The organism is Vibrio sonorensis (assembly GCF_001854765.1).
Lineage (GTDB): Bacteria > Pseudomonadota > Gammaproteobacteria > Enterobacterales > Vibrionaceae > Vibrio > Vibrio sonorensis.
Genome location: NZ_LJJE01000030.1, coordinates 1 through 20,504 on the forward strand (window position 1 = coordinate 1; position 20,504 = coordinate 20,504).

A 20,504-nucleotide genomic window follows, 5' to 3' on the forward strand; every position below is an offset into this window, starting at 1 on the left:
CGACTGTTGCTGCATTGCTGGAGCTGGCTGTTGAGGCTGTCCCCCATCCACCTTGCTGCGGCTGAGACATACCCTGACCTTGTTGTGCACCGCCATTGCGACCACCCAACATTTGCATTACGCCGTTAAAACCTTGAACAACCACTTCTGTTGTATAGCGCTCTTGACCATTTTGGTCTTGCCACTTGCGAGTTTGCAATTGCCCTTCGATGTAAACCTGAGACCCCTTGCGTAGGTACTCACCCGCCACTTCGGCAAGTTTTCCAAACAGAGCAACTCGATGCCATTCTGTTTTTTCACGCTGTTCACCAGTGTTTTTGTCTCTCCAGCTTTCTGAAGTTGCGACAGTGATATTGGCCACTGCACCGCCACTAGGCATATAACGAACCTCAGGATCATTACCTAGGTTACCGACTAAAATAACTTTGTTTACTCCACGGCTCGCCATGTTTCGCTCCGTCTACAATGTTGGATTAATAAAATAGCGCTCTAGGATAACACGCTTTATCGCAACAACAAATTTGATTCTTCAGCGCGCTGTTTTGATTCGAGTATTTGAAAAAGTCCAGAGCATTTAACTATTAGATCAGAAAACAAAACGACCTAGATTAATGTCGATGATTCATCAACATAGAAGACCAAAACTGACTATTACTTCAGCCATTTGGGCACATTTCTATGATTGGAGGACGTTTACAATGGGCAAAAATATCTATCGACGCACTATCCACTTTCTTTCTCAAGACAAATCAGTGGTAAGAGAGGACGTCGACGAACTTCAACGCTTACTGCGATTTACAGTTCCTCGCATAGAAACAGAAGACCTCATGATGGCTTTGCAGGAGCACAAGCACAAAATTCTTCTGTTTGATTACCAAGAGTACAAAGAACTCGTACGTCAACTAGACCAGCTACCTCTGACCAATAAGATATTCGAAACCATAGTTTTTAACGTCGACCATCGTCTAACCACATGTGAGTTATTGGAATTAGGCCATTTAAAAGGACCTTTTTACCGCGATGATGGTATTGAAGGAATGATTGAAGATTGTCAGTTAATCGTTCAAGGTCAGAATCGCTTGCCGAGAAACGTCATGTCACAACTTATCCACTACTATCGACATAATGCACATGTTCCCTACACCAATTCTGCCGTCGACTTGACTAGTCGAGAAATCCAAATTCTGCGCTGCTTGCGCACTGGTGCATCAAACAATCAAATTGCCGATGATCTATTTATTAGCGAGTACACGGTTAAATCCCACCTCTATCAAATTTTTAAAAAATTGTCGGTAAAAAATCGAACTCAGGCAACGGCATGGGCAAACAAGCATATGATGTCATAAAAATGATAAAAAAGTGGCGTTAAATACGTAACAAACATGATTGATATTGGTCATCCGTGATAGTTTATTCAAAATAGACGAGATACATCTAATTATAAGGAACTAGTAATGATCAATAAGTGTCTGTTTCCCGCTGCTGGTTATGGAACACGATTTCTTCCTGCCACGAAATCCATGCCAAAAGAGATGATGCCCGTCGTTAGTAAACCTCTTATTGAGTATGGTGTAGAAGAAGCCATTCAAGCAGGAATGAACGGAATGTGTATCGTAACGGGACGTGGAAAACATTCGATCATGGATCATTTCGATAAAAACTACGAGCTTGAACATCAAATTAGTGGAACAAATAAGGAAGAGCTACTCGTTGATATACGAAAGATGATTGAGTCTGCCAACTTCACCTACATCCGACAAAGAGAGATGAAGGGATTAGGCCATGCCATCTTAACGGGGAAAGAACTAGTTGGAGATGAACCTTTTGCTGTTGTGCTTGCAGATGACCTGTGCGTGAATGAGCAAGAAGGCGTTTTAAGTCAGATGGTCGCCCTTTTTAAACAGTTTCGTTGCTCTATAGTGGCAGTTCAAGAGGTACCGGAAGACGAGACCCATAAATACGGGGTGATCTCTGGCGAGATGATCAAGGACGATATCTACCGAGTCGATGATATGGTTGAAAAGCCAGAAGCAGGAACAGCACCGAGTAACTTAGCGATTATCGGCCGCTACATCTTGACTCCAGATATCTTCGAGCTTATCGAAAAAACCGAGCCGGGCAAAGGCGGGGAAATACAAATTACCGATGCACTTTTAAAACAAGCCAAAGCTGGATGTGTTTTAGCCTACAAATTTAAAGGACGTCGTTTTGATTGCGGAAGTGTAGAAGGTTATATCCAAGCTACCAACTATTGCTACGAGAACTTATATCTAAACGATCAGAAAAAATCAGAACTCGATAAAAAGTCGACAGTAAAAACCGACGATTAAACATATAGCCAAGTGGCCTTTAACTAGGCCACTTAGCTCTATACTGTTTTTTTGTCCAGTATTTTCTTTAAAGATGAGAATCTCTGTGCAATACTTGCTCCACTAGTGACAAGAAGAGCACAAAAGATGGACAAAATAGAAGTACGTGGTGCACGCACACATAACTTAAAAAACATAAACCTTACTATTCCCCGCGACCAACTTACGGTTATCACTGGCTTATCTGGTTCGGGTAAATCTTCTCTGGCTTTTGATACCCTTTATGCCGAAGGTCAACGTCGTTACGTTGAGTCTTTGTCCGCATATGCCCGTCAGTTTTTGTCACTAATGGAAAAGCCCGATGTGGATCATATCGAAGGTCTTTCTCCAGCCATATCGATTGAGCAAAAATCCACTTCTCACAACCCGCGTTCTACGGTGGGAACCATTACTGAAGTCTATGATTACCTGAGGCTTCTCTATGCACGAGTTGGCGAGCCACGCTGTCCCGACCATCACGTAGCACTTGCCGCTCAAACCATAAGTCAAATGGTGGATAAGGTACTCAGCCTTCCCGAAGGCGATAAACAGATGCTATTGGCTCCCATTGTCAAAGAACGCAAAGGTGAGCACGTTAAAACATTGGAAAACCTCGCTGCTCAAGGTTTTATTCGAGCTCGAATCGATGGTGAAACCTGTGACCTTTCCGATCCTCCAACACTGGAGTTACATAAAAAGCACACTATAGAGGTCGTCGTCGACCGTTTTAAAGTAAGAAAAGACCTGCAGCAACGCCTTGCCGAATCTTTTGAAACGGCTTTAGAACTCTCTGGTGGTATTGCTGTCGTTGCTCCTATGGATGGAGATGGTGAAGAGATTGTGTTTTCAGCAAACTTTGCCTGTCCCCATTGTGGTTACAGTATGCAAGAACTAGAGCCTCGTCTATTTTCATTTAACAACCCTGCGGGGGCTTGTTCTACCTGTGATGGACTTGGCGTACAGCAGTATTTTGACCCGCAGCGCGTTATACAAGACGAAACCCTAAGCCTTGCACAGGGGGCTATCCGTGGCTGGGATCAAAAAAACTACTATTATTTTCAGATGCTCACCTCGTTGGCTGAGCACTACGGCTTTGACCTTCAGCAGCCCTTCAATCGCCTACCCAAGAAGATTCAGGACATTATTTTAAAGGGCTCAGGTAGAACCGAAATTGAGTTCAAATACATTAATGACCGTGGCGATATCCGCGTTAAACGCCACCCTTTTGAGGGCATTTTAAATACCTTAGAAAGAAGGTATCGAGATACGGAATCTAACTCCGTCCGTGAGGAATTAGCTAAGTATATATCAACTAAAACCTGTAGTAGTTGTAATGGCAGTCGCCTACGTATCGAAGCGCGCAATGTGTTTATTCAGGATACAACTCTACCTGAAATTGTTGAACTGAGCATTGCCGACGCCCTTAAGTTCTTTGAAGAACTAAAACTAGAAGGCCAAAGAGCTAAAATCGCAGAGAAAGTAATGAAGGAGATCAATGACCGCCTTCAATTCTTAGTCAACGTGGGCTTAAACTATCTCAATTTGTCGCGAAGTGCAGAAACCTTGTCTGGCGGAGAAGCTCAGCGAATTCGTCTGGCAAGCCAAATCGGTGCAGGGCTAGTAGGAGTAATGTACGTACTGGATGAACCGTCGATTGGCCTTCATCAACGCGATAACGAGCGCCTATTAAATACCCTTAACCACCTTCGCGATCTCGGTAATACAGTATTAGTAGTCGAACATGATGAAGATGCAATTCGCTGCGCTGACCATGTGATTGATATAGGCCCAGGAGCCGGTGTACACGGGGGAACCGTTGTCGCTCAAGGTACCATGCAAGAGATCATCAACACTCCAGAGTCTCTAACTGGCCAATATTTAAGTGGTACGAAAAAGATTGAAGTACCAAAAGCTCGAACACCGTTCAACAGTAAAAAAGTCGTCGAGTTAAAAGGAGCGAAGGGTAACAACCTCAAAGAAGTTAGCGTAAAAATTCCCGTCGGCTTGTTCAGTTGTATTACAGGTGTATCAGGTTCGGGAAAATCCACGCTGATCAACGACACCTTCTACAAAATTGCTCACACCCAATTAAACGGAGCTACAACTGCAGTTCCAGCGGAATATAAGAGCATTAAAGGCTTGGAACACTTCGATAAAGTTATCGATATTGACCAAAGCCCCATAGGCAGAACACCTCGCTCAAACCCTGCCACTTATACTGGTATTTTCACTCCAATTCGAGAGCTTTTTGCCGGTACACAAGAGTCGCGCTCAAGAGGGTACAAACCGGGACGATTTAGCTTCAACGTGAGAGGTGGCCGCTGTGAAGCTTGTCAGGGCGATGGTGTCATCAAGGTCGAAATGCACTTCCTGCCCGATGTCTACGTCCCTTGTGATGTGTGTAAGGGAAAGCGATACAATCGAGAAACATTAGAAGTGCGTTACAAAGGCAAAACCATAGATGAAGTTCTCGAAATGACGGTTGAAGATGCTCGCGAGTTCTTTGATCCTGTTCCAGTGATCGCGAGAAAGCTGCAAACTCTAATGGATGTCGGACTTTCCTACATTCGATTAGGCCAAGCGGCCACAACGCTATCAGGTGGTGAAGCCCAGCGGGTAAAATTAGCTAGAGAGCTGTCAAAAAGAGATACAGGAAAAACCCTTTATATTCTCGACGAGCCCACGACGGGCCTGCACTTCCACGATATTCAGCAATTGCTAACTGTTTTACACCGACTTCGTGACCACGGAAATACCATAGTAGTCATCGAACACAATCTAGACGTTGTGAAAACAGCAGACTGGATTATCGACTTAGGCCCAGAAGGAGGCCAAGGAGGCGGAGAAATCGTAGCTCAGGGTACACCAGAAGATGTATCACAGGTAGAAGGCTCACATACCGCACGCTTCCTTAAGCCTATGTTAGGTTAGAAAAAAGTAGTAAGATAAGTCGCTAGCAAGTATTTTGCTAGCCGTTTTTATAGGTAGAGATAATGGCAACCGTTCACGTATCTGGAACACAATTAGCACCCAAAGCCCCAAGAGTCCCTCTAACTCGGTCTCTGCTCGTGGCGATTGCCTTTACCTACCTCATTGCCATGCATGTATTTATGCCTAACCCCGGTGGCGCAGGCTTGTCATTAGCATTTAATGCCACGACTTGGTCAGCAATAAGCTTAGTGCTTGGAATCGGTTTGTATCAAATGGGTACCCAAGGTCAAATACACTATAACAAGCTCACTATAGGCTTGTTTATCAGTTGTTTGTTAATGACAGTGCCCGCACTATTTCCAAATGCTCTTTTAGATTATTCAGCACCGAGATTAACTGGTCTGTGGGCTGGTTTTTTACTGTTTGTGGTTTTACAACAGTTTCCATTTAGCAACAAACAGAAGCAAAGACTGTTGTGGTTTGTCTTGCTGGCTGTTGCCTTGCAAGCTATATACGGGTGGGTGCAATTTCTCATTTTGCAACCCGATAACTGGTTCGGTTACAACACTGACGTTAACAGGCCCTATGGAATATTTCAGCAGCCCAATGTAATGGCAAGTTTTCTCGGTACTGGTTTGGTGCTGTCCGGCTATTTACTCACCCGCCACCCAGTAAAATATCGCCATGTCACCAGTGTATTGACTCTCTACTGTATGCCACTTCTGACCGTGCCATTGTTGGTTATTATTAGTTCAAGAACAGGTTGGCTAGGCGCTACTCTCGCTACCGTATTACTAACACCGTATATCATTCGCTTTTCCAATAAACGGCGACTTTTTCGCTGGATAGCGTTAGTTTTTGTTGGCCTTGGCCTAGGTATCGGCGTTGTCAGTACCGGCATCGGCGGCTCTGACCTTTTATTTGCCAAAAAAGCCCATTTAGAAAGTCCCCGCTCTTATACCTACCCACAAACCTTGGATATGATTATCGAGAAGCCATTCACTGGATATGGCTATGGACGGTTTGAACCCGAGTACCTTGTCTACACCGCAAGGCAACATCAGTTAAACGAAAATTATAAACCTGGTTTACCGTCACTAGATCATCCACATAACGAGCTTTTTTATTGGACAGTAGAAGGGGGGATCTTGCCTTTACTGGCAATACTGCTTGCTGTCATTCTTGTCCTCTCTCGCCTTTATCAGGCTAAAAAAGGGACGCGACTAGCAATGTTCTCACTGTTTTTGCCTATCTTTATACACAGTCAACTTGAGTACCCTTTCTATCATTCGGCAATCCACTGGATAAGCTTTATCATACTGCTTTATTGGGTAGACCAGAGAGCCTCGTCTTATCGAGTCGCTTCCTTTAGCAAAATATCTCAAACCCTATTTAGATCAACCAGTCTACTATTACCGATATTAACTTGTGTCTATATGGCAACCGTCCTTCATAGTAATTACCTGCTCACTCAATTTGAGCGTAACCCGACACAAAACGTAGATAGGTTGAATGAAGTGTCCAACCCGATAGCTTGGCAAGACAGGTTAAATTGGGATATTTACAGCAGTTATCTCAATCTGGGGCTTATCAAAGGTGACCCGAGTTTGATCCAGCCATTTATTGACTGGGCCCACACCTTAATCCCACTAAAACCTAGGCCAGCTTTGTACACAAATCTCATCCTCGCTTATCAAGAAATTGGTGATGATGTGCGAGCAGAGCAAATAAGAAGTGAAGCTGAGTTTTTGTTTCCTCAGCTCGATTTTTCTAACATAGAGTACGTAGCGCCAACAGTTGGGGCACTGCAAGCGTCAGCGGGATATGACACCCCGCTGGAAAGTGATGATTAGAGTAGGGACTCTTCCAAAGCTTTAAGGCAAAGAGCAACGTTTTCTTCCCTCGCTCCATACCCCATTAGACCAATGCGCCACGCTTTACCCGCGAGAGCACCTAAGCCGGCACCTACTTCAAGATTATAAGTCGTCAGAAGATGAGCGCGCACTGCTGCTTCATCAATACCCTCTGGTACATAGACAGCATTGAGTTGAGGCAGGCGATGCTCTTCATCCACCACAAATTCAAAACCGAGTTTTTGCAGCCCTTGTTTCAACTTGTTGTGCATCGCTTGATGCCTCTTCCATGATGACTCTAAGCCTTCATTTTTCAACACTAACAGTGCTTCGTGCAAGGCGTAGAGACTGTTCACCGGAGCAGTGTGATGATAACTGCGCTTCCCTTCGCCACTCCAATACCCTAAAACCAAACTCTGATCTAAAAACCAGCTTTGTACCGGAGTGGTACGAGCTTGAATTTTTGCTATCGCATTTGACGAAAAGGTTAAGGGGGATAGACCCGGTACACATGATAAACATTTTTGGCTACCCGAATACACAGCATCTAACTGCCACTCGTCAACTTTAAGTGGGACCCCACCTAACGAAGTCACAGTATCTACAATAGTGAGTACATTGTGCTGCTTAGCTAGAGCCCCCAGAGCTCTAGCATCAGAGCAAGCACCCGTTGAGGTTTCTGCGTGAACAAACGCCAGAATTTTAGCATCTGGATTTAGCTCAAGTGCTTGTTCAACTTTATCGAGACTAACTGGTTTTCCCCATTCATCGTCGACAACTATCGCTTCCCCGCCAGAGCGAACAACGTTTTCTCTCATTCGCTCGCCAAAGACACCATTGCGACAGACGATGACTTTATCTCCCGGCTCTACCAAGTTGACGAAGCACGCTTCCATACCAGCACTGCCCGGAGCTGAAATCGCAATAGTGAATTCATTTTCGGTTTGGAAAGCGTATTTAAGTAGTTGTTTGAGCTCGTCCATCATAGCGATAAACAGAGGATCAAGATGCCCGACAGTCGGACGACTCTGAGCCTGCAATACTTGGGGGGAAATATCCGATGGCCCCGGTCCCATAAGTATTCGTTTAGGTGGAATAAAACTGGTGATACTCATATCTTCTCCTGGCAACGTGTTATTAGAATAGTAACTAAATTAAAGCAGTTTCATAGTGTCAACAATTAGCCCTAAGTCTAGAGCTCAAATCAGCCGATTTCACAGTCGTCACCACGATATTAACTTACCCATAATAGCAGCCCTTTTACTGTTCTAAGGTGCAGTACAAATTTGTGATTGACATCGGTCACATAAAAACGTTCAATGTGTAGGCTTTAAGCAGAAGAGGAGCACTGCCCAGGCAGGTGTTTTGTGGAGCCGCAACTCCAACACAAAATACTCAGGGGGAGCAGTGCCGAGGTTGTTCAAATGTGTCGGATTTGGACTGCCGGTTGACTTGGGTTGAATCCCATCAACTGTCATCAGCACAGCCTGATGAAGAGCTTCTGAGGTAAAACCTATCATTTTTATACCTCTCATTTGCTCTAAATCTCTCTTCTCAACAACGGATGTTGGAAATCCAACTCGATATTTATTCAGGAAGTCTTGGGAGAAATGTAGTGAGCGCATTTAATGTTGCTAAGTTTGGCGGAACCAGTGTGGCTAATTTTGAAGCATGAGTCGCTGTGCAGAAATAATCGAATCCAATCCAAACACTAAGCTAGTGGTGAGCAGTGCTTGTTCTGGTGTTACTAACCTATTGGTAGAACTTGCCAATGGCGTCCAAGATCAAGAGCGCAAGAACGAACTATTAGCAAAGCTTGCCGAGATTCATGACAGTATTCTCAACCAGTTAAAAGAGCCAACGGAAGTCGCGACTCGCGTTTATGCGTTGCTGGATAAAATCACCAGCCTAGCCGAGGCAGCATCGATTCAATCAAGTGCTAAGCTCACCGACCATTTGGTGGCGTGCGGCGAGCGAATGTCCACTCATATTCTTGCACAGCTAATGAGAGAAAGAGGTATTAATGCCGTTCGCTTTGATATTCGCGAAGTATTACGTACCGACAGCAACTACGGAAAAGGCGAGCCTCAATTAGACGAGATCAGTCGTCTTGCCGAAGAAAAACTTGTACCACTTTGCCAAGATCACGTCGTTATAACTCAAGGCTTTGTCGGAGCTGATGAGGCGGGTAACACTACGACTTTAGGCCGTGGTGGTAGTGATTACAGTGCAGCACTGATTGCAGAAGCCGTAAAAGCAAGCGGCCTAGAAATCTGGACTGACGTACCTGGAATCTATACAACAGACCCTCGCATTGCACCTTTGGCATCTCCAATTCCAGAAATTAGCTTTAGTGAAGCTTCTGAAATGGCCAACTTCGGTGCTAAGATTCTTCACCCATCAACATTAGTCCCAGCTCTTCGCCACGACATCCCAGTATTTGTAGGATCATCCAAAGAGCCTGAAAAAGGCGGAACATGGATTCGTCACCAAGTGGGAAGTTCACCGCTTTTCCGAGCACTGGCCCTTCGATGCAACCAAACAATGGTTACTTTGCGCAGTGATAAGATGTTCCACGCATACGGATTTTTAGCAAAAGTATTTGAAATTCTTGCTAAGTACAAAATCTCCGTCGACCTAATTACGACGTCGGAGATCAGTGTTTCTCTCACTCTAGATCAAACTGACACTTCTGGCGGTGCGCCTCAGCTACCAGAAGCTGCGAGAGCAGAGTTAGAAACGCTGTGTAGTGTTGAAGTTGAGCACAACCTTTGCTTGGTGGCGCTAATTGGTAACAATATGAGTGAGAGCAAAGGATATGCGAAGCAAGTATTTGGCACTCTTGAAGACTTCAATTTGAGAATGATCTGTTACGGAGCTAGCCCACACAACCTGTGTTTCCTCGTCGAGGAGTCCGTCGCACGGCTTGCCATTCAAAAATTGCACACCGAGTTATTCGAATAGCATAAAAAAAGGTTGGCTCAATAGGCCAACCTTTTTCTTTTCATACTTGGTTATTCGCCGGCAATCTTCATAGACTCGAGAAGAATAGATCCGGTTTGAATCTGAGAACGGGTTTCAACGTCCGTTCCTACCGCCACAATTTGTTTGAACATATCTTTTAAATTACCGGCAATGGTAATTTCAGAGACTGGGAACTGGAGCTCACCATTTTCAACCCAAAATCCAGCCGCACCGCGAGAGTAGTCGCCAGTAACAACATTGACACCTTGCCCCATAAGCTCAGTCACTAACAAACCTGTACCTAACTCATTGAGCATCTGTTTGAGATTTTGTCCCGTCGATTGCACATACCAATTATGAATTCCACCAGCGTGACCTGTTGGGTCCATATTTAGCTTTTTCGCCGAATAACTGGTCAACAGGTACGTCGATAACACACCGTCGGTAATGATCTGGCGATCTTGAGTTTGGACACCTTCGCTATCGAACGGACTAGAGGCCAAGCCTCTCAAAACATGGGGTTTCTCTTCAATGTTGAACCAATCAGGTAAAATACTCTGCCCTAGGAGATCCAAAAGAAAGGTCGATTTTCGGTAGAGATTACCACCGCTAATAGCCATGACGAGATGACCAATCAAACCCGTCGCCACATCCGAGTGGAACATAACTGGGTACTGGCCAGTCTTAAGCTTTTCAGCGTCTAATCTATCGACTGTTTTTTGGGCTGCTTTAAGACCAATTTTTTCCGGTGTCCACAAATCTTCAACACGACGAGAAACACTGTAGCTATAGTCTCGCTCCATTTGTCCGTTGTCGCCAAGGCCAATGACACAACAACTGGTACTATGACGACTAGACGGGTAACTCGCCAAGAGACCGTGGCTATTGCCGTAAACTTTAATACCGTAATGGCTATCGTAACTAGCACCATCACTTTGCTTAATCTTATCGCTGTAGTTTAACGCTTCTCGCTCTGCTCGAATGGCAATTTCAGCCGCGTGATCAGGATCCGGAGTGTCTGGATGGAAAAGGTCAAGGTCTGGGATCTCTTTGACCAAATACTCTTTAGGTGCAGGTCCTGCACACGGATCTTCCGAAGTATATTGAGCAATGTCTAGTGCTGCTTGCACCGTTTGAGCAATCGCTTTTTCACTCAAATCAGACGTAGAGGCACTGCCTTTGCGCTGACCGCGATAAACTGTAATACCAAGCGCCCCGTCGCTGTTAAACTCCACATTTTCAACTTCGCACATTCGTGTTGACACACTTAAGCCAGTTGATTTTGTAATGGCAACTTCTGCGGCATCGGATTGCTTAGAAGCCATATCCAGCGCTTTGGCAACCGCGTCTTCTAGCTCAACCTTCTGCTGAGCGACTTGCTGTTTTACGTCCATATTTCATTCAAAATTGAGGGCAATTAAGATTAGGATATCAAGAATTTCGCTTTCTCCCCACGATTCTTGTTAAAATAGGCCAATATTAGTTGTGAGATAGTGATATAGGCAGACAAAGATGGCACGTAAAAACCAAAAAGCGCCATGGGAACCAGAAGAAGAGATCATCTGGGTAAGTAAGACGGAAATGAAGCGCGATATGGAAGAGTTGCAAAAGCTTGGCGAAGAGCTAGTAGCGCTAAAGCCAAATGTGCTAGAAAAATTTCCGTTGAGCGAAGAGTTATACGATGCAATCAAAGACGCTCAGCGCTTTAAAAACGAAGCTCGTCGTCGTCAGCTCCAATACATTGGAAAATTGATGCGACATCAAGATGCTGAACCACTTCAACAAGCATTGGATAAGGTTCGCAATAAACACTCTCAAGCCACGGCGGTATTGCACAAATTAGAACAGTTGCGCGATCGTGTTGTTGAAGAAGGCGATACCGCTATCGCTGACGTTTTAGAACTTTACCCACACGCAGACCGTCAGCGTCTTCGCCAGTTGGCAAGACAAGCAGTGAAAGAGAAAAAAGCGGGAAAACCTGCAAAAGCGTATAGAGAGATCTTTCAGATCATTAAAGAGTTGAATGACGAAGAGTATTAATTTCAATCTCCTCTATCGATAAAGCTTGGCGATCGCCAAGCTTTTTATTCACCCGCCCTAACAAAATCAGCCAGCTTGGGGTTTTGATGATTTGCAGATAAAAGCTCGATCGGCTGATACGCTTCCACTTTGCCATTAGCCATAAAAGCAAAGTCTGTCGCAATCCCCTTGGCGTCACTTAAATGGTGGGTAACCATAACCACTGTAATCGACCTTTCGTCGGCTAGCTTTTTAACAAGATTGAGCATCTCTTCTCTTAGCACTGGATCTAAAGCTGAGAAGGGCTCATCTAACAGCCAAATTGAATGTGGCTGAACAAAACAACGCGCCAAGGCGACTCTTTGCTTTTGCCCACCAGATAGATGTTCGGGTAGCCTGTCTAGCATATCCTCTAAGCCAACTTGCTTTGCAGCATTAACAACAAGTTTAGTTTCATCATCAGACAGCTTTAACCTTGGTTTTAATCCCAGCGCAATATTCTCTTTTACGGTTAAATGAGCAAACAGGTTGTGCTCTTGAAACAACATGGCAAAAGGACGTTGGCTTGGATGTAAACCCACAACAGGCAGACCATTTGCTTCGATGCTTCCCTCTTCCGGCTCAATAAAACCAGCCACTAAAGCCAATAGCGTGGATTTTCCCGCCCCACTAGGCCCATCAAAGCGAGAATAGTGCCCTGTTCTATCGACAAGTTAAAATAGAAGCTTTCGTTCTGGTAGGTATAAACGACCTTTTTTACGTCTAACATATTTTATTTACCTTGGCGTTTAAACAGACGTTCGATAAGAACAAAACAGCTCATACTCAGTATTAACAAGGTGAGTGAAACAAAGGCTGCCGCCTCCATTTGATAGCTACCTAATAGTTGGAACAAGTAAAGTGGAAGTGTGCGAAACTCTTGACTACCAAACAGAGCAATAGCGCTTAAATCACCAATCGCGACCAGGAAACTAATCGCAAAAGCGTGAGCTATTGGCCGGTTCAACGCTCTCCACTCGATAAGCCTAAATCGATGCCAGCCTCTTATCCCTAAGCTTGCGCATAAGTATTGATATTCTTGTTCTATGTATAACATAGGTTGTGCCAATGTTTTGAGAACATATGGCAACCCCATTAACGTGTTCACCGCGACAACGACGACGAATGCAAGACTATAGACATCGGCAAAGTGCCTTAGGAAAAGGAACAAGCCAGTGGACACTACAAGTCCGGGGGTCACCAAAATAATAGTGCCAACCACTTCTATACCGTCGGCACGATTCGTGCGCTCTCGCAGCCGCCAATGACGGCTCGTCGTCAATATCAAGTATCCCGCGGTCAGTGAAAAGAGAGCGGCCAAACCAGCAACTTTTAATGACGCACCCAGTGCTTGCCAAAATTTGCTGTCAGATAACACCAGCCAAACTTTAGGATTCAATCCACTAAGTACAACTGTGACGAGAGGTGGAATGACCAGCAATAGAGCCAAGACGATCCACGTATAATCCCATACCAACGAGGTTTTCGACACCCATTGAGATGACCACCGTCCGACACTCGTACTTTTAGAGACTGGTACGGGTTTCGCAAGTTTGTGAAATAACACCGCCATTGTGCAACACAATAACATTTGCCAAACCGCCAATACGGCACCAGTCTGAAGGTCAAAATCAAACTTAATCGCTTGATAGATTGCCAGCTCAATTGTGGTCGCCTTTGGTCCCCCGCCTAATGCCATTACCGTCGCAAAACTCGTAAAGCAAAGCATAAACACCAAGCTGGAAATATGGGGTATTTGCTGACGAATTCTGGGCCATTCAACAATTTTAAACTTTTGCCAATCTGACATCCCCAAGTGAGCACTCAGCTTGTGTTGCTCTGCTGGAATAGACTCTAACGCCTGCCATAGTAAGCGCGAAGCATAAGGCAAATTAAAAAAAACATGGGCTAATAAAATGCCACTCAGGCCATAGATTGAAAACGGCATTTCCCCACCAATGGATTTCAACCATTGAGAGAGTAAACCACTATTTCCGTAGATAGCCAGTAAACCAAAAACGCCCACTAAAACCGGCAATACCAAGGTGGTAGAAAATAGCTTGAGAAGAAGAGTTTTGCCTTTAAATACACGACGAGACAGAGCTAGGGATACCGGCACGGCTAATCCTACACTCAGTATTGTAGATAAAAGTGACTGATAAAAACTGAACTGAGTAACATGCCGATAATAAGGGTCGCGCCAGATAGCGCCAAGATCCATGTTTGGGGATACCCAAATCAATGAAGCAAGTGCAGAAATAATAAAGGCCGCGATAATGCTCGCGACCCATATTCCGGCTTTGGGAGCCTTGTTTAATACCATCTTATTGGGTTAACGCGTATTGCCACTCGCGAATCCAAGAGCGCTGATTCTCTGCTACTTCTTCGGATGGGAAACTAAGCGCTTTAGCAGGAACCGTCAGTGAATTATAACCCTCAGGCAATTTAATATCCGTCACTGGGTACATCCAGTTTCCAGTCGGGATTTCACCTTGAAAATCCTCGCTCAGAATAAAGTTCATAAACTGATCCGCCAACTCGCTATTGGTGCTCGCTTTTACTTTTGCTGCCACCTCAATTTGCGTGTAGTGACCTTCTTCAAAGTTAGCAGCAGCAAATCTTTCATCATTTTCAGCGATTAGGTGGTAAGCCGGAGAAGTCGTATAAGAAAGTACTAAGTCACTCTCTCCTTCTAAGAACATACTGTATGCTTCCGACCAGCCTTTGGTTACCGTTACTGTTTTTTCAGCCAATTGCTGCCACGCTTCAGTGGCTTTATCACCATAGACAGATTTCATCCATAACAGTAAGCCTTGTCCCGGTGTTGAAGTTCGCGGATCTTGGTAGATCACTTTTAGGTCGTCGCGATTCTCTACTAACTCTTTTAAGCTTTTAGGAGGGTTAGTCACCTTTTCTTTGTTATAGACAAAAGCGAAATACCCGTAGTCAAATGGGACAAACATATTGTCCGACCAACCATTCGGCAACGTCACCTTGCTGGTGTCCACATTGTGTTCAGCCAGCAGACCCGTTTCTCTGGCTTTGGCCATCAAATTGTCATCAAGTCCAAGTAAAACGTCCGCTTTACTGTTTTTACCTTCTAAGCGCAGTCGATTGATGATCGTAGAACCATCATCGAGTCCTACAAAGTTCAAATCGCATCCGCACTGTTTTTCAAAGGCTTTTTCAATCGCAGGCCCTGGTCCCCAATCACTGACAAATGAACCGTTAGTGTATACCGTTAGCGTTTGGGCTGATGCTATAGAAGCAAAACTCGTCAGACCTAATAGAGTTATTGTGTTGATTGTTTTATTCACTGGTCGCTCTCTCCATTATTGAGCGGCACAGGGATAGAAGTCGTATTCAATTGCAGCAAGCAAATAAGAGTCGACTCAATTCCTACGCCAGTATTATCTGGTTCAGGTTCGCGAGTTCCGGACATTGCCGATCTCAGCCATTGAGCACATCAATGGCTCCCCGATGAGTGTGTTCGAATTGTAATAGTTATGTTGATTTATAGCTAGGTGTCTCGTTGATCGTATCCCCAACGAGGCACTAGGGCTTGCTCTATTCCCAAGTGATCTAAAATTCTTCCCACCATAAAATCGACAAGATCTTCAATCGATTTGGGCTGGTGATAAAAGCCGGGAGCGGCGGGCATAATCGTTACCCCCATTTGAGACAGCTTGTGCATATTTTCAAGATGTAGCGTTGAAAAAGGCGTTTCGCGAACGACCAGTAAAAGCTGTCCTCTCTCTTTCATCACTACATCTGCTGCACGTTCAATAAGATTGTCGGACATGCCATGAGCGATAGCAGCGACACTGCCTGCCGAACAAGGGCAGACTACCATTTGTGAAGGCGCTGCTGAGCCCGATGCAACGGGAGAAAACCAATCGTCTTTTCCGCAAACCGTCAGCTTTTCCGCATCACACGCTAAATGCTCAATAAGCTGATCCCGTGCACTCTCTGGGTTAGCTGATAGCTTTAAGTTGTGCTCAGTGGCCAACACAACGCGAGCCGCAGAAGAGATTAAAAGATAAACGTGATAATCCGCAGCCAATAGGCACTGAAGCAAGCGCAAACCATAGGGTGCGCCGGACGCTCCAGTCCAAGCTAAAGTGATCGCTTTTTCTTTATTGAATTTCATACTTTGCCGTTAGTTGTTCAAGTAACTTAGTGTGAATGCCTTCAAAGCCACCGTTACTCATAATCAGAATTTGGTCCCCTTCTTGGGCGTTTTGGACCAACGCTTTGACTAAGGCATCAACACTGTCAGACACGACGCTCGGCTGCTCACACTGCTTGGCAATCTCTTCAACTGACCACTCAATGTTATCTGGTTGAAACAGATATACTTGATCGGCTAACTGCAAAGATTGAGCGAGTGTTTCTTTGTGCACGCCTCGTTTCATCGTCGCTGAGCGTGGTTCTAAAACCGCTAAGATTCGTTGACCGTCAACCTTATTACGCAATCCTTCCAAGGTTAGAGCAATTGCCGTTGGGTGATGGGCAAAATCGTCGTACACGTCAATTCCGCCAACCTTGCCTTTATGCTCTAATCGACGCTTAGTATTAACAAACTTAGCCAGCGCTTCACACGCGAGATCAGGCGTCACGCCAACATGCCTTGCTGCAGCAATAGCCATAAGCGCATTGTTAACATTGTGATCACCAACGAGATCCCATTGTACGGTTCCCACTTTTTCTTTTTGAAAGAAAACGTCAAATGAGGAACCGTCTGCTTTGAGTTTTTCTGCGCGCCAGCCAGCCTCATCGCCACTGAACTCGGTCTCACTCCAACACCCGCGATCAATTACATCGGATAAGGCCACGTCGTGTTTGGGGGCCAAAATGCGTCCGTTGCCGGGTACGGTTCTAACTAAATGGTGGAACTGACGCTTGATCGCTTCAAGATCGTCGAAAATGTCAGCATGATCGAACTCAAGATTATTCATCACTAAAGTACGAGGGTGGTAGTGCACAAACTTAGAACGCTTGTCGAAAAAAGCACTGTCATATTCATCAGCTTCAACGACAAAAAACATACTTTCACCCAATCGAGCCGAAAGACCGAAGTTACCCAAAACGCCACCAACGAGGAATCCGGGCTGGTAACCACAATCTTCTAAGATCCAAGCTAGCATACTTGAGGTAGTGGTTTTTCCATGAGTTCCAGACACCGCTAACACCCAGCGATCGTGTAGTAAAAACTCTTGCAACCACTGAGGACCCGAGGTGTATCTGAGGTTGCGATTTAATACATATTCAACGCAGGGGTTACCACGACTCATCGCGTTACCAATCACGACTAGATCTGGAGCAGGTTCTAACTGAGATGGGTCGAAGCCTTCAATAATTTCAATACCTTGAGATTCCAGCAACGTGCTCATTGGCGGGTAGACATTGGCATCACTACCAGTCACTTTATGCCCTAGCTGGCGTGCCAATATTGCTGCACCACCCATAAAAGTGCCGCAAATTCCTAAGATATGAATATGCATCTAACCATTCCTGTTTATAACATTAACCGCTTTGCGTTCATTATCCCCCGAATGAAAAGAAATGCGAGTCGAATTGATCACCTTATCGGATTTCAGCCGTTAGCTGATTAAAAACTGGGCGAATTTACCTTTTTCCAACCCCGGTGTAAGTCGGAGGATATTCGACAAATAAATTGAGATCTCAGTCGGTTACTTCATTACCAATAATAAGATATTGCTCTTACACTTAGATGGAAGGGAGATGTGCTTAACAAATGCATCCCCAGCCAATCGGGTAAGTAAAGATCCAACAGAGGTCCACCCGAGAAATCCCCATCCATTAAAGTGAGTTTAAAGGAATTACCATGTCAGGAATGCGTACCCTTGGAGAGTTTATTGTCGAGAAACAGACAGACTTTCCCCACGCTAGCGGTGATTTATCATCCCTTTTATCTTCCATTCGCCTTGCCGCCAAAATTGTTAACCGCGAAATCAACAAAGCTGGCCTTGCTGATATCACGGGTGCAGTTGGCACTGAAAACGTGCAAGGTGAAGCCCAACAAAAACTCGATTTGTACGCCAACGACAAATTCAAAGCTGCGCTCGAAGCGAGAGATCAAGTTTGCGGAGTCGCCAGTGAAGAAGAAGACGAAGCCGTCGCTTTTAACAAAGAACTAAACAAAAACGCCAAATATGTAGTTTGATGGACCCGCTAGACGGTTCTTCAAATATCGATGTCAATGTGTCGGTTGGTACTATCTTCTCAATTTACCGACGTGTTTCACCCATTGGCACCCCTCCTACAGAGGAAGACTTTTTGCAACCGGGTAATAAACAGGTGGCAGCGGGTTATGTTATCTATGGTTCTTCAACCATGCTGGTTTATACCACGGGTAATGGCGTCAACGGATTCACCTATGACCCGTCACTGGGTACTTTCTGCCTATCCCATGAAAACATGATGATCCCAGATGATGGTCAAATCTATTCCATCAATGAAGGTAACTACATCCGTTTTCCTCTAGGAGTAAAAAAATACATTAAATACTGTCAGGAAAGTGAACCTGAGCAAGGAAGACCCTATACGTCTCGTTATATTGGTTCTCTGGTTGCCGATTTTCATCGCAACTTACTTAAAGGCGGTATCTACCTGTACCCAAGCACGCAGAGCCACCCGAATGGCAAGCTGCGTCTGCTTTATGAATGCAATCCAATGGCGTTTATCATAGAACAAGCCGGAGGCGTCGCTTCTGACGGGGTCCATCGCATAATGGACTTAAAACCGACTGAGCTGCACCAGAGAGTGCCTTTCTTTGTCGGTTCTAAAAATATGGTCAGAGATGTCGAGAATTTTTTAGAAAACCATAGAGACGAGTAACCTCCTTCCTAATAAAAAGCGCCTATTGGCGCTTTTTATTATTCTTGTGAAGCCAGCCACTGGGAGAAGTTTACAACTCCTTAAATTCAGAGCTAAAGTGACCATATATCAGTCTCTTCGCTGATAAAACCAATAACTCTCAGCCCATAACGAAAAGGAAAATTCGAATGAGCCTCAACCATGTTCCCGCTGGTAAGTCATTGCCAGATGACATCTATGTCGTAATAGAAATTCCCGCAAATGCAGACCCTATCAAGTACGAAGTCGACAAAGACTCTGGTGCCGTCTTTGTTGATCGCTTTATGTCAGCGCCAATGTTTTACCCTTGTAACTATGGATACGTTAATCACACCCTATCCCTAGATGGGGATCCCGTTGATGTATTAGTTCCAACACCGCATCCGCTGATGCCCGGTTCAGTTATCCGCTGCCGTCCAGTAGGGGTGTTAAAAATGACGGATGAATCCGGTGAGGATGCCAAGGTTGTGGCCGTACCACATAGCAAACTATCTAAAGAGTATGAACACATCCAAGATGTCGGTGACCTACCAGAACTACTCAAAGCACAAATTACTCACTTCTTTGAAAGGTACAAAGAACTTGAGTCTGGAAAATGGGTTAAAGTAGACGGATGGGCCGATGTAGAAGCGGCCAGACAAGAAATACTGACGTCGTTTGAACGAGCGAAGAAGTAAAAATGCAAGTAAAGCCAGCGTTGTGCTGGCTTTCACTTTTAAAAGCGTGCCCCTGCCGTCGAACCTTTCCCTGAGATATAATCTTGCTTAAAGAAGGGGTCGATAAGATCACACACTCCAGAATAAGGGACGCGCTTAACACCTAACATATAAGCATTTTGCGAGCAGTATTCGTCTCTTCCGGCTTCATATCCAAGGCGGTACGATGTATACAGTTCGTTACTTACCATCTGACCCGCAGCCTTAGACAACCTATCTTGAGATTGAGCAGAATAACCATTTAACGCTCTTTGCTTCCCTAGATCTTCCCACTGACTGGCATCGGCACTATCTGGAAATGGCATCGTAGTACAACCAAAAGTAAACGCAATTAGTAATATAGGAATAAAACGCATAGCGACCTCTCTAAGTTAAGGATGATAATCGAACGTTTATACGGGCTTCACGCCTTTTGACACCAATCTCCCGACAAAATAGTTTTCTTTAAAAGAGTAGAATCCTGATACAAGTAAATCCAAGCTACACCAAACGGGGTTTTGATAGCTTCTCTTCGATATTCTCTCGGTACATCCTCTAACTTATCGAGTCGATTCAAGGTTTCATCATCGATTGAGTACACTTCTCCACAAATCGCGTTCGAGCCATAAACAACCGCCGGATAATCGCCTAAGTCGTAAAGCGTATATTCTGCCGGAGTTTCAAAGCACCCCAAATATTGAGATCGCGCTAAAAAGTGATGGTTACTTTCACCACGGCGTAAAGTGCCATAAACAAAGACCAAGTGTGCCTTCAAC

At 44.8% G+C, this 20,504-nt stretch carries 14 protein-coding genes, 4 pseudogenes and 2 riboswitches; of the genes and pseudogenes, 8 read left to right on the forward strand and 10 right to left on the reverse strand.

Annotated elements, in window-relative coordinates; all coding sequences use genetic code 11:
- Positions 1-448: pseudogene (locus BLO31_RS05510) on the reverse strand (single-stranded DNA-binding protein); the annotation flags it as partial.
- Positions 449-698: 250 nt separating this feature from the next.
- Between BLO31_RS05510 and BLO31_RS05515 the strand changes: the two are divergent.
- The 4 genes from BLO31_RS05515 to BLO31_RS05530 all read left to right on the forward strand — a co-directional run bounded on the left by BLO31_RS05515 (position 699) and on the right by BLO31_RS05530 (position 7,132).
- A complete protein-coding gene (locus BLO31_RS05515; RefSeq protein WP_070963317.1) occupies positions 699-1,346 on the forward strand; it encodes a LuxR C-terminal-related transcriptional regulator in 648 nt (215 codons plus the stop codon).
- Positions 1,347-1,454: 108 nt separating this feature from the next.
- On the forward strand, positions 1,455-2,330 hold the full coding sequence (galU, locus tag BLO31_RS05520; RefSeq protein ID WP_070963319.1) for a UTP--glucose-1-phosphate uridylyltransferase GalU: 876 nt from the start codon (positions 1,455-1,457) through the stop codon (positions 2,328-2,330).
- A gap of 126 nt (positions 2,331-2,456) precedes the next feature.
- A complete protein-coding gene (uvrA, locus tag BLO31_RS05525) occupies positions 2,457-5,279 on the forward strand; it encodes an excinuclease ABC subunit UvrA (RefSeq protein WP_070963321.1) in 2,823 nt (940 codons plus the stop codon).
- A gap of 62 nt (positions 5,280-5,341) precedes the next feature.
- Complete coding sequence (locus BLO31_RS05530) at positions 5,342-7,132, forward strand: PglL family O-oligosaccharyltransferase (protein WP_070963323.1); 1,791 nt, start codon at positions 5,342-5,344, stop codon at positions 7,130-7,132.
- Here BLO31_RS05530 and BLO31_RS05535 read toward each other — a convergent pair.
- The gene (locus BLO31_RS05535; protein ID WP_070963325.1) at positions 7,129-8,247 is read right to left on the reverse strand and encodes a pyridoxal-phosphate-dependent aminotransferase family protein; all 1,119 of its coding nucleotides are present in this window, start codon (positions 8,245-8,247) and stop codon (positions 7,129-7,131) included. The genes BLO31_RS05530 and BLO31_RS05535 overlap by 4 nt on opposite strands.
- A gap of 215 nt (positions 8,248-8,462) precedes the next feature.
- Positions 8,463-8,641: riboswitch (Lysine riboswitch) on the forward strand.
- A 106-nt stretch (positions 8,642-8,747) separates the two neighbouring features.
- Here BLO31_RS05535 and lysC point away from each other — a divergent pair.
- A pseudogene (gene lysC / locus BLO31_RS05545) lies at positions 8,748-10,096 on the forward strand (lysine-sensitive aspartokinase 3).
- Positions 10,097-10,146: 50 nt separating this feature from the next.
- On the opposite strand, the gene pmbA reads toward lysC, so the two are convergent.
- Entirely contained in the window at positions 10,147-11,490 is a 1,344-nt protein-coding gene (pmbA, locus tag BLO31_RS05550) for a metalloprotease PmbA (protein ID WP_070963329.1), read from the reverse strand.
- Positions 11,491-11,608: 118 nt separating this feature from the next.
- On the opposite strand from pmbA, the gene yjgA reads away from it, so the two are divergent.
- A complete protein-coding gene (yjgA, locus tag BLO31_RS05555) occupies positions 11,609-12,136 on the forward strand; it encodes a ribosome biogenesis factor YjgA (protein WP_070963331.1) in 528 nt (175 codons plus the stop codon).
- Positions 12,137-12,180: 44 nt separating this feature from the next.
- Here the strand turns inward: yjgA and thiQ are convergent.
- The 5 genes and pseudogenes from thiQ to mpl form a co-directional block, all read right to left on the reverse strand.
- Positions 12,181-12,884 (reverse strand): annotated as a pseudogene (thiQ, locus tag BLO31_RS05560) (thiamine ABC transporter ATP-binding protein).
- Between the two features lie 3 nt (positions 12,885-12,887).
- Positions 12,888-14,477, reverse strand: a complete 1,590-nt coding sequence (gene thiP / locus BLO31_RS05565) for a thiamine/thiamine pyrophosphate ABC transporter permease ThiP (RefSeq protein ID WP_070963333.1) — start codon at positions 14,475-14,477, stop codon at positions 12,888-12,890.
- A 1-nt stretch (position 14,478) separates the two neighbouring features.
- A complete protein-coding gene (gene thiB, locus BLO31_RS05570) occupies positions 14,479-15,459 on the reverse strand; it encodes a thiamine ABC transporter substrate binding subunit (RefSeq protein WP_425425268.1) in 981 nt (326 codons plus the stop codon).
- Positions 15,460-15,533: 74 nt separating this feature from the next.
- Positions 15,534-15,644: riboswitch (TPP riboswitch) on the reverse strand.
- Positions 15,645-15,674: 30 nt separating this feature from the next.
- Entirely contained in the window at positions 15,675-16,304 is a 630-nt protein-coding gene (locus BLO31_RS05575) for a flavin prenyltransferase UbiX (RefSeq protein ID WP_070963338.1), read from the reverse strand.
- Complete coding sequence (gene mpl / locus BLO31_RS05580) at positions 16,291-17,658, reverse strand: UDP-N-acetylmuramate:L-alanyl-gamma-D-glutamyl-meso-diaminopimelate ligase (RefSeq protein WP_070963341.1); 1,368 nt, start codon at positions 17,656-17,658, stop codon at positions 16,291-16,293. The genes BLO31_RS05575 and mpl overlap by 14 nt, the downstream gene beginning before the upstream one ends.
- 344 nt (positions 17,659-18,002) lie before the next feature.
- On the opposite strand from mpl, the pseudogene fbp reads away from it, so the two are divergent.
- Both fbp and ppa read left to right on the forward strand, forming a co-directional pair.
- Positions 18,003-19,015: pseudogene (fbp, locus tag BLO31_RS05585) on the forward strand (class 1 fructose-bisphosphatase).
- A gap of 167 nt (positions 19,016-19,182) precedes the next feature.
- Positions 19,183-19,710 (forward strand): inorganic diphosphatase, encoded by a 528-nt coding sequence (gene ppa, locus BLO31_RS05590; RefSeq protein WP_070963343.1) that lies wholly within the window; start codon positions 19,183-19,185, stop codon positions 19,708-19,710.
- A gap of 38 nt (positions 19,711-19,748) precedes the next feature.
- Here the strand turns inward: ppa and BLO31_RS05595 are convergent, their stop codons facing one another.
- Complete coding sequence (locus BLO31_RS05595; protein WP_070963345.1) at positions 19,749-20,105, reverse strand: DUF2799 domain-containing protein; 357 nt, start codon at positions 20,103-20,105, stop codon at positions 19,749-19,751.
- A gap of 47 nt (positions 20,106-20,152) precedes the next feature.
- A complete protein-coding gene (locus BLO31_RS05600; protein ID WP_070963347.1) occupies positions 20,153-20,503 on the reverse strand; it encodes a gamma-glutamylcyclotransferase family protein in 351 nt (116 codons plus the stop codon).
- Position 20,504 lies beyond the last annotated feature (1 nt).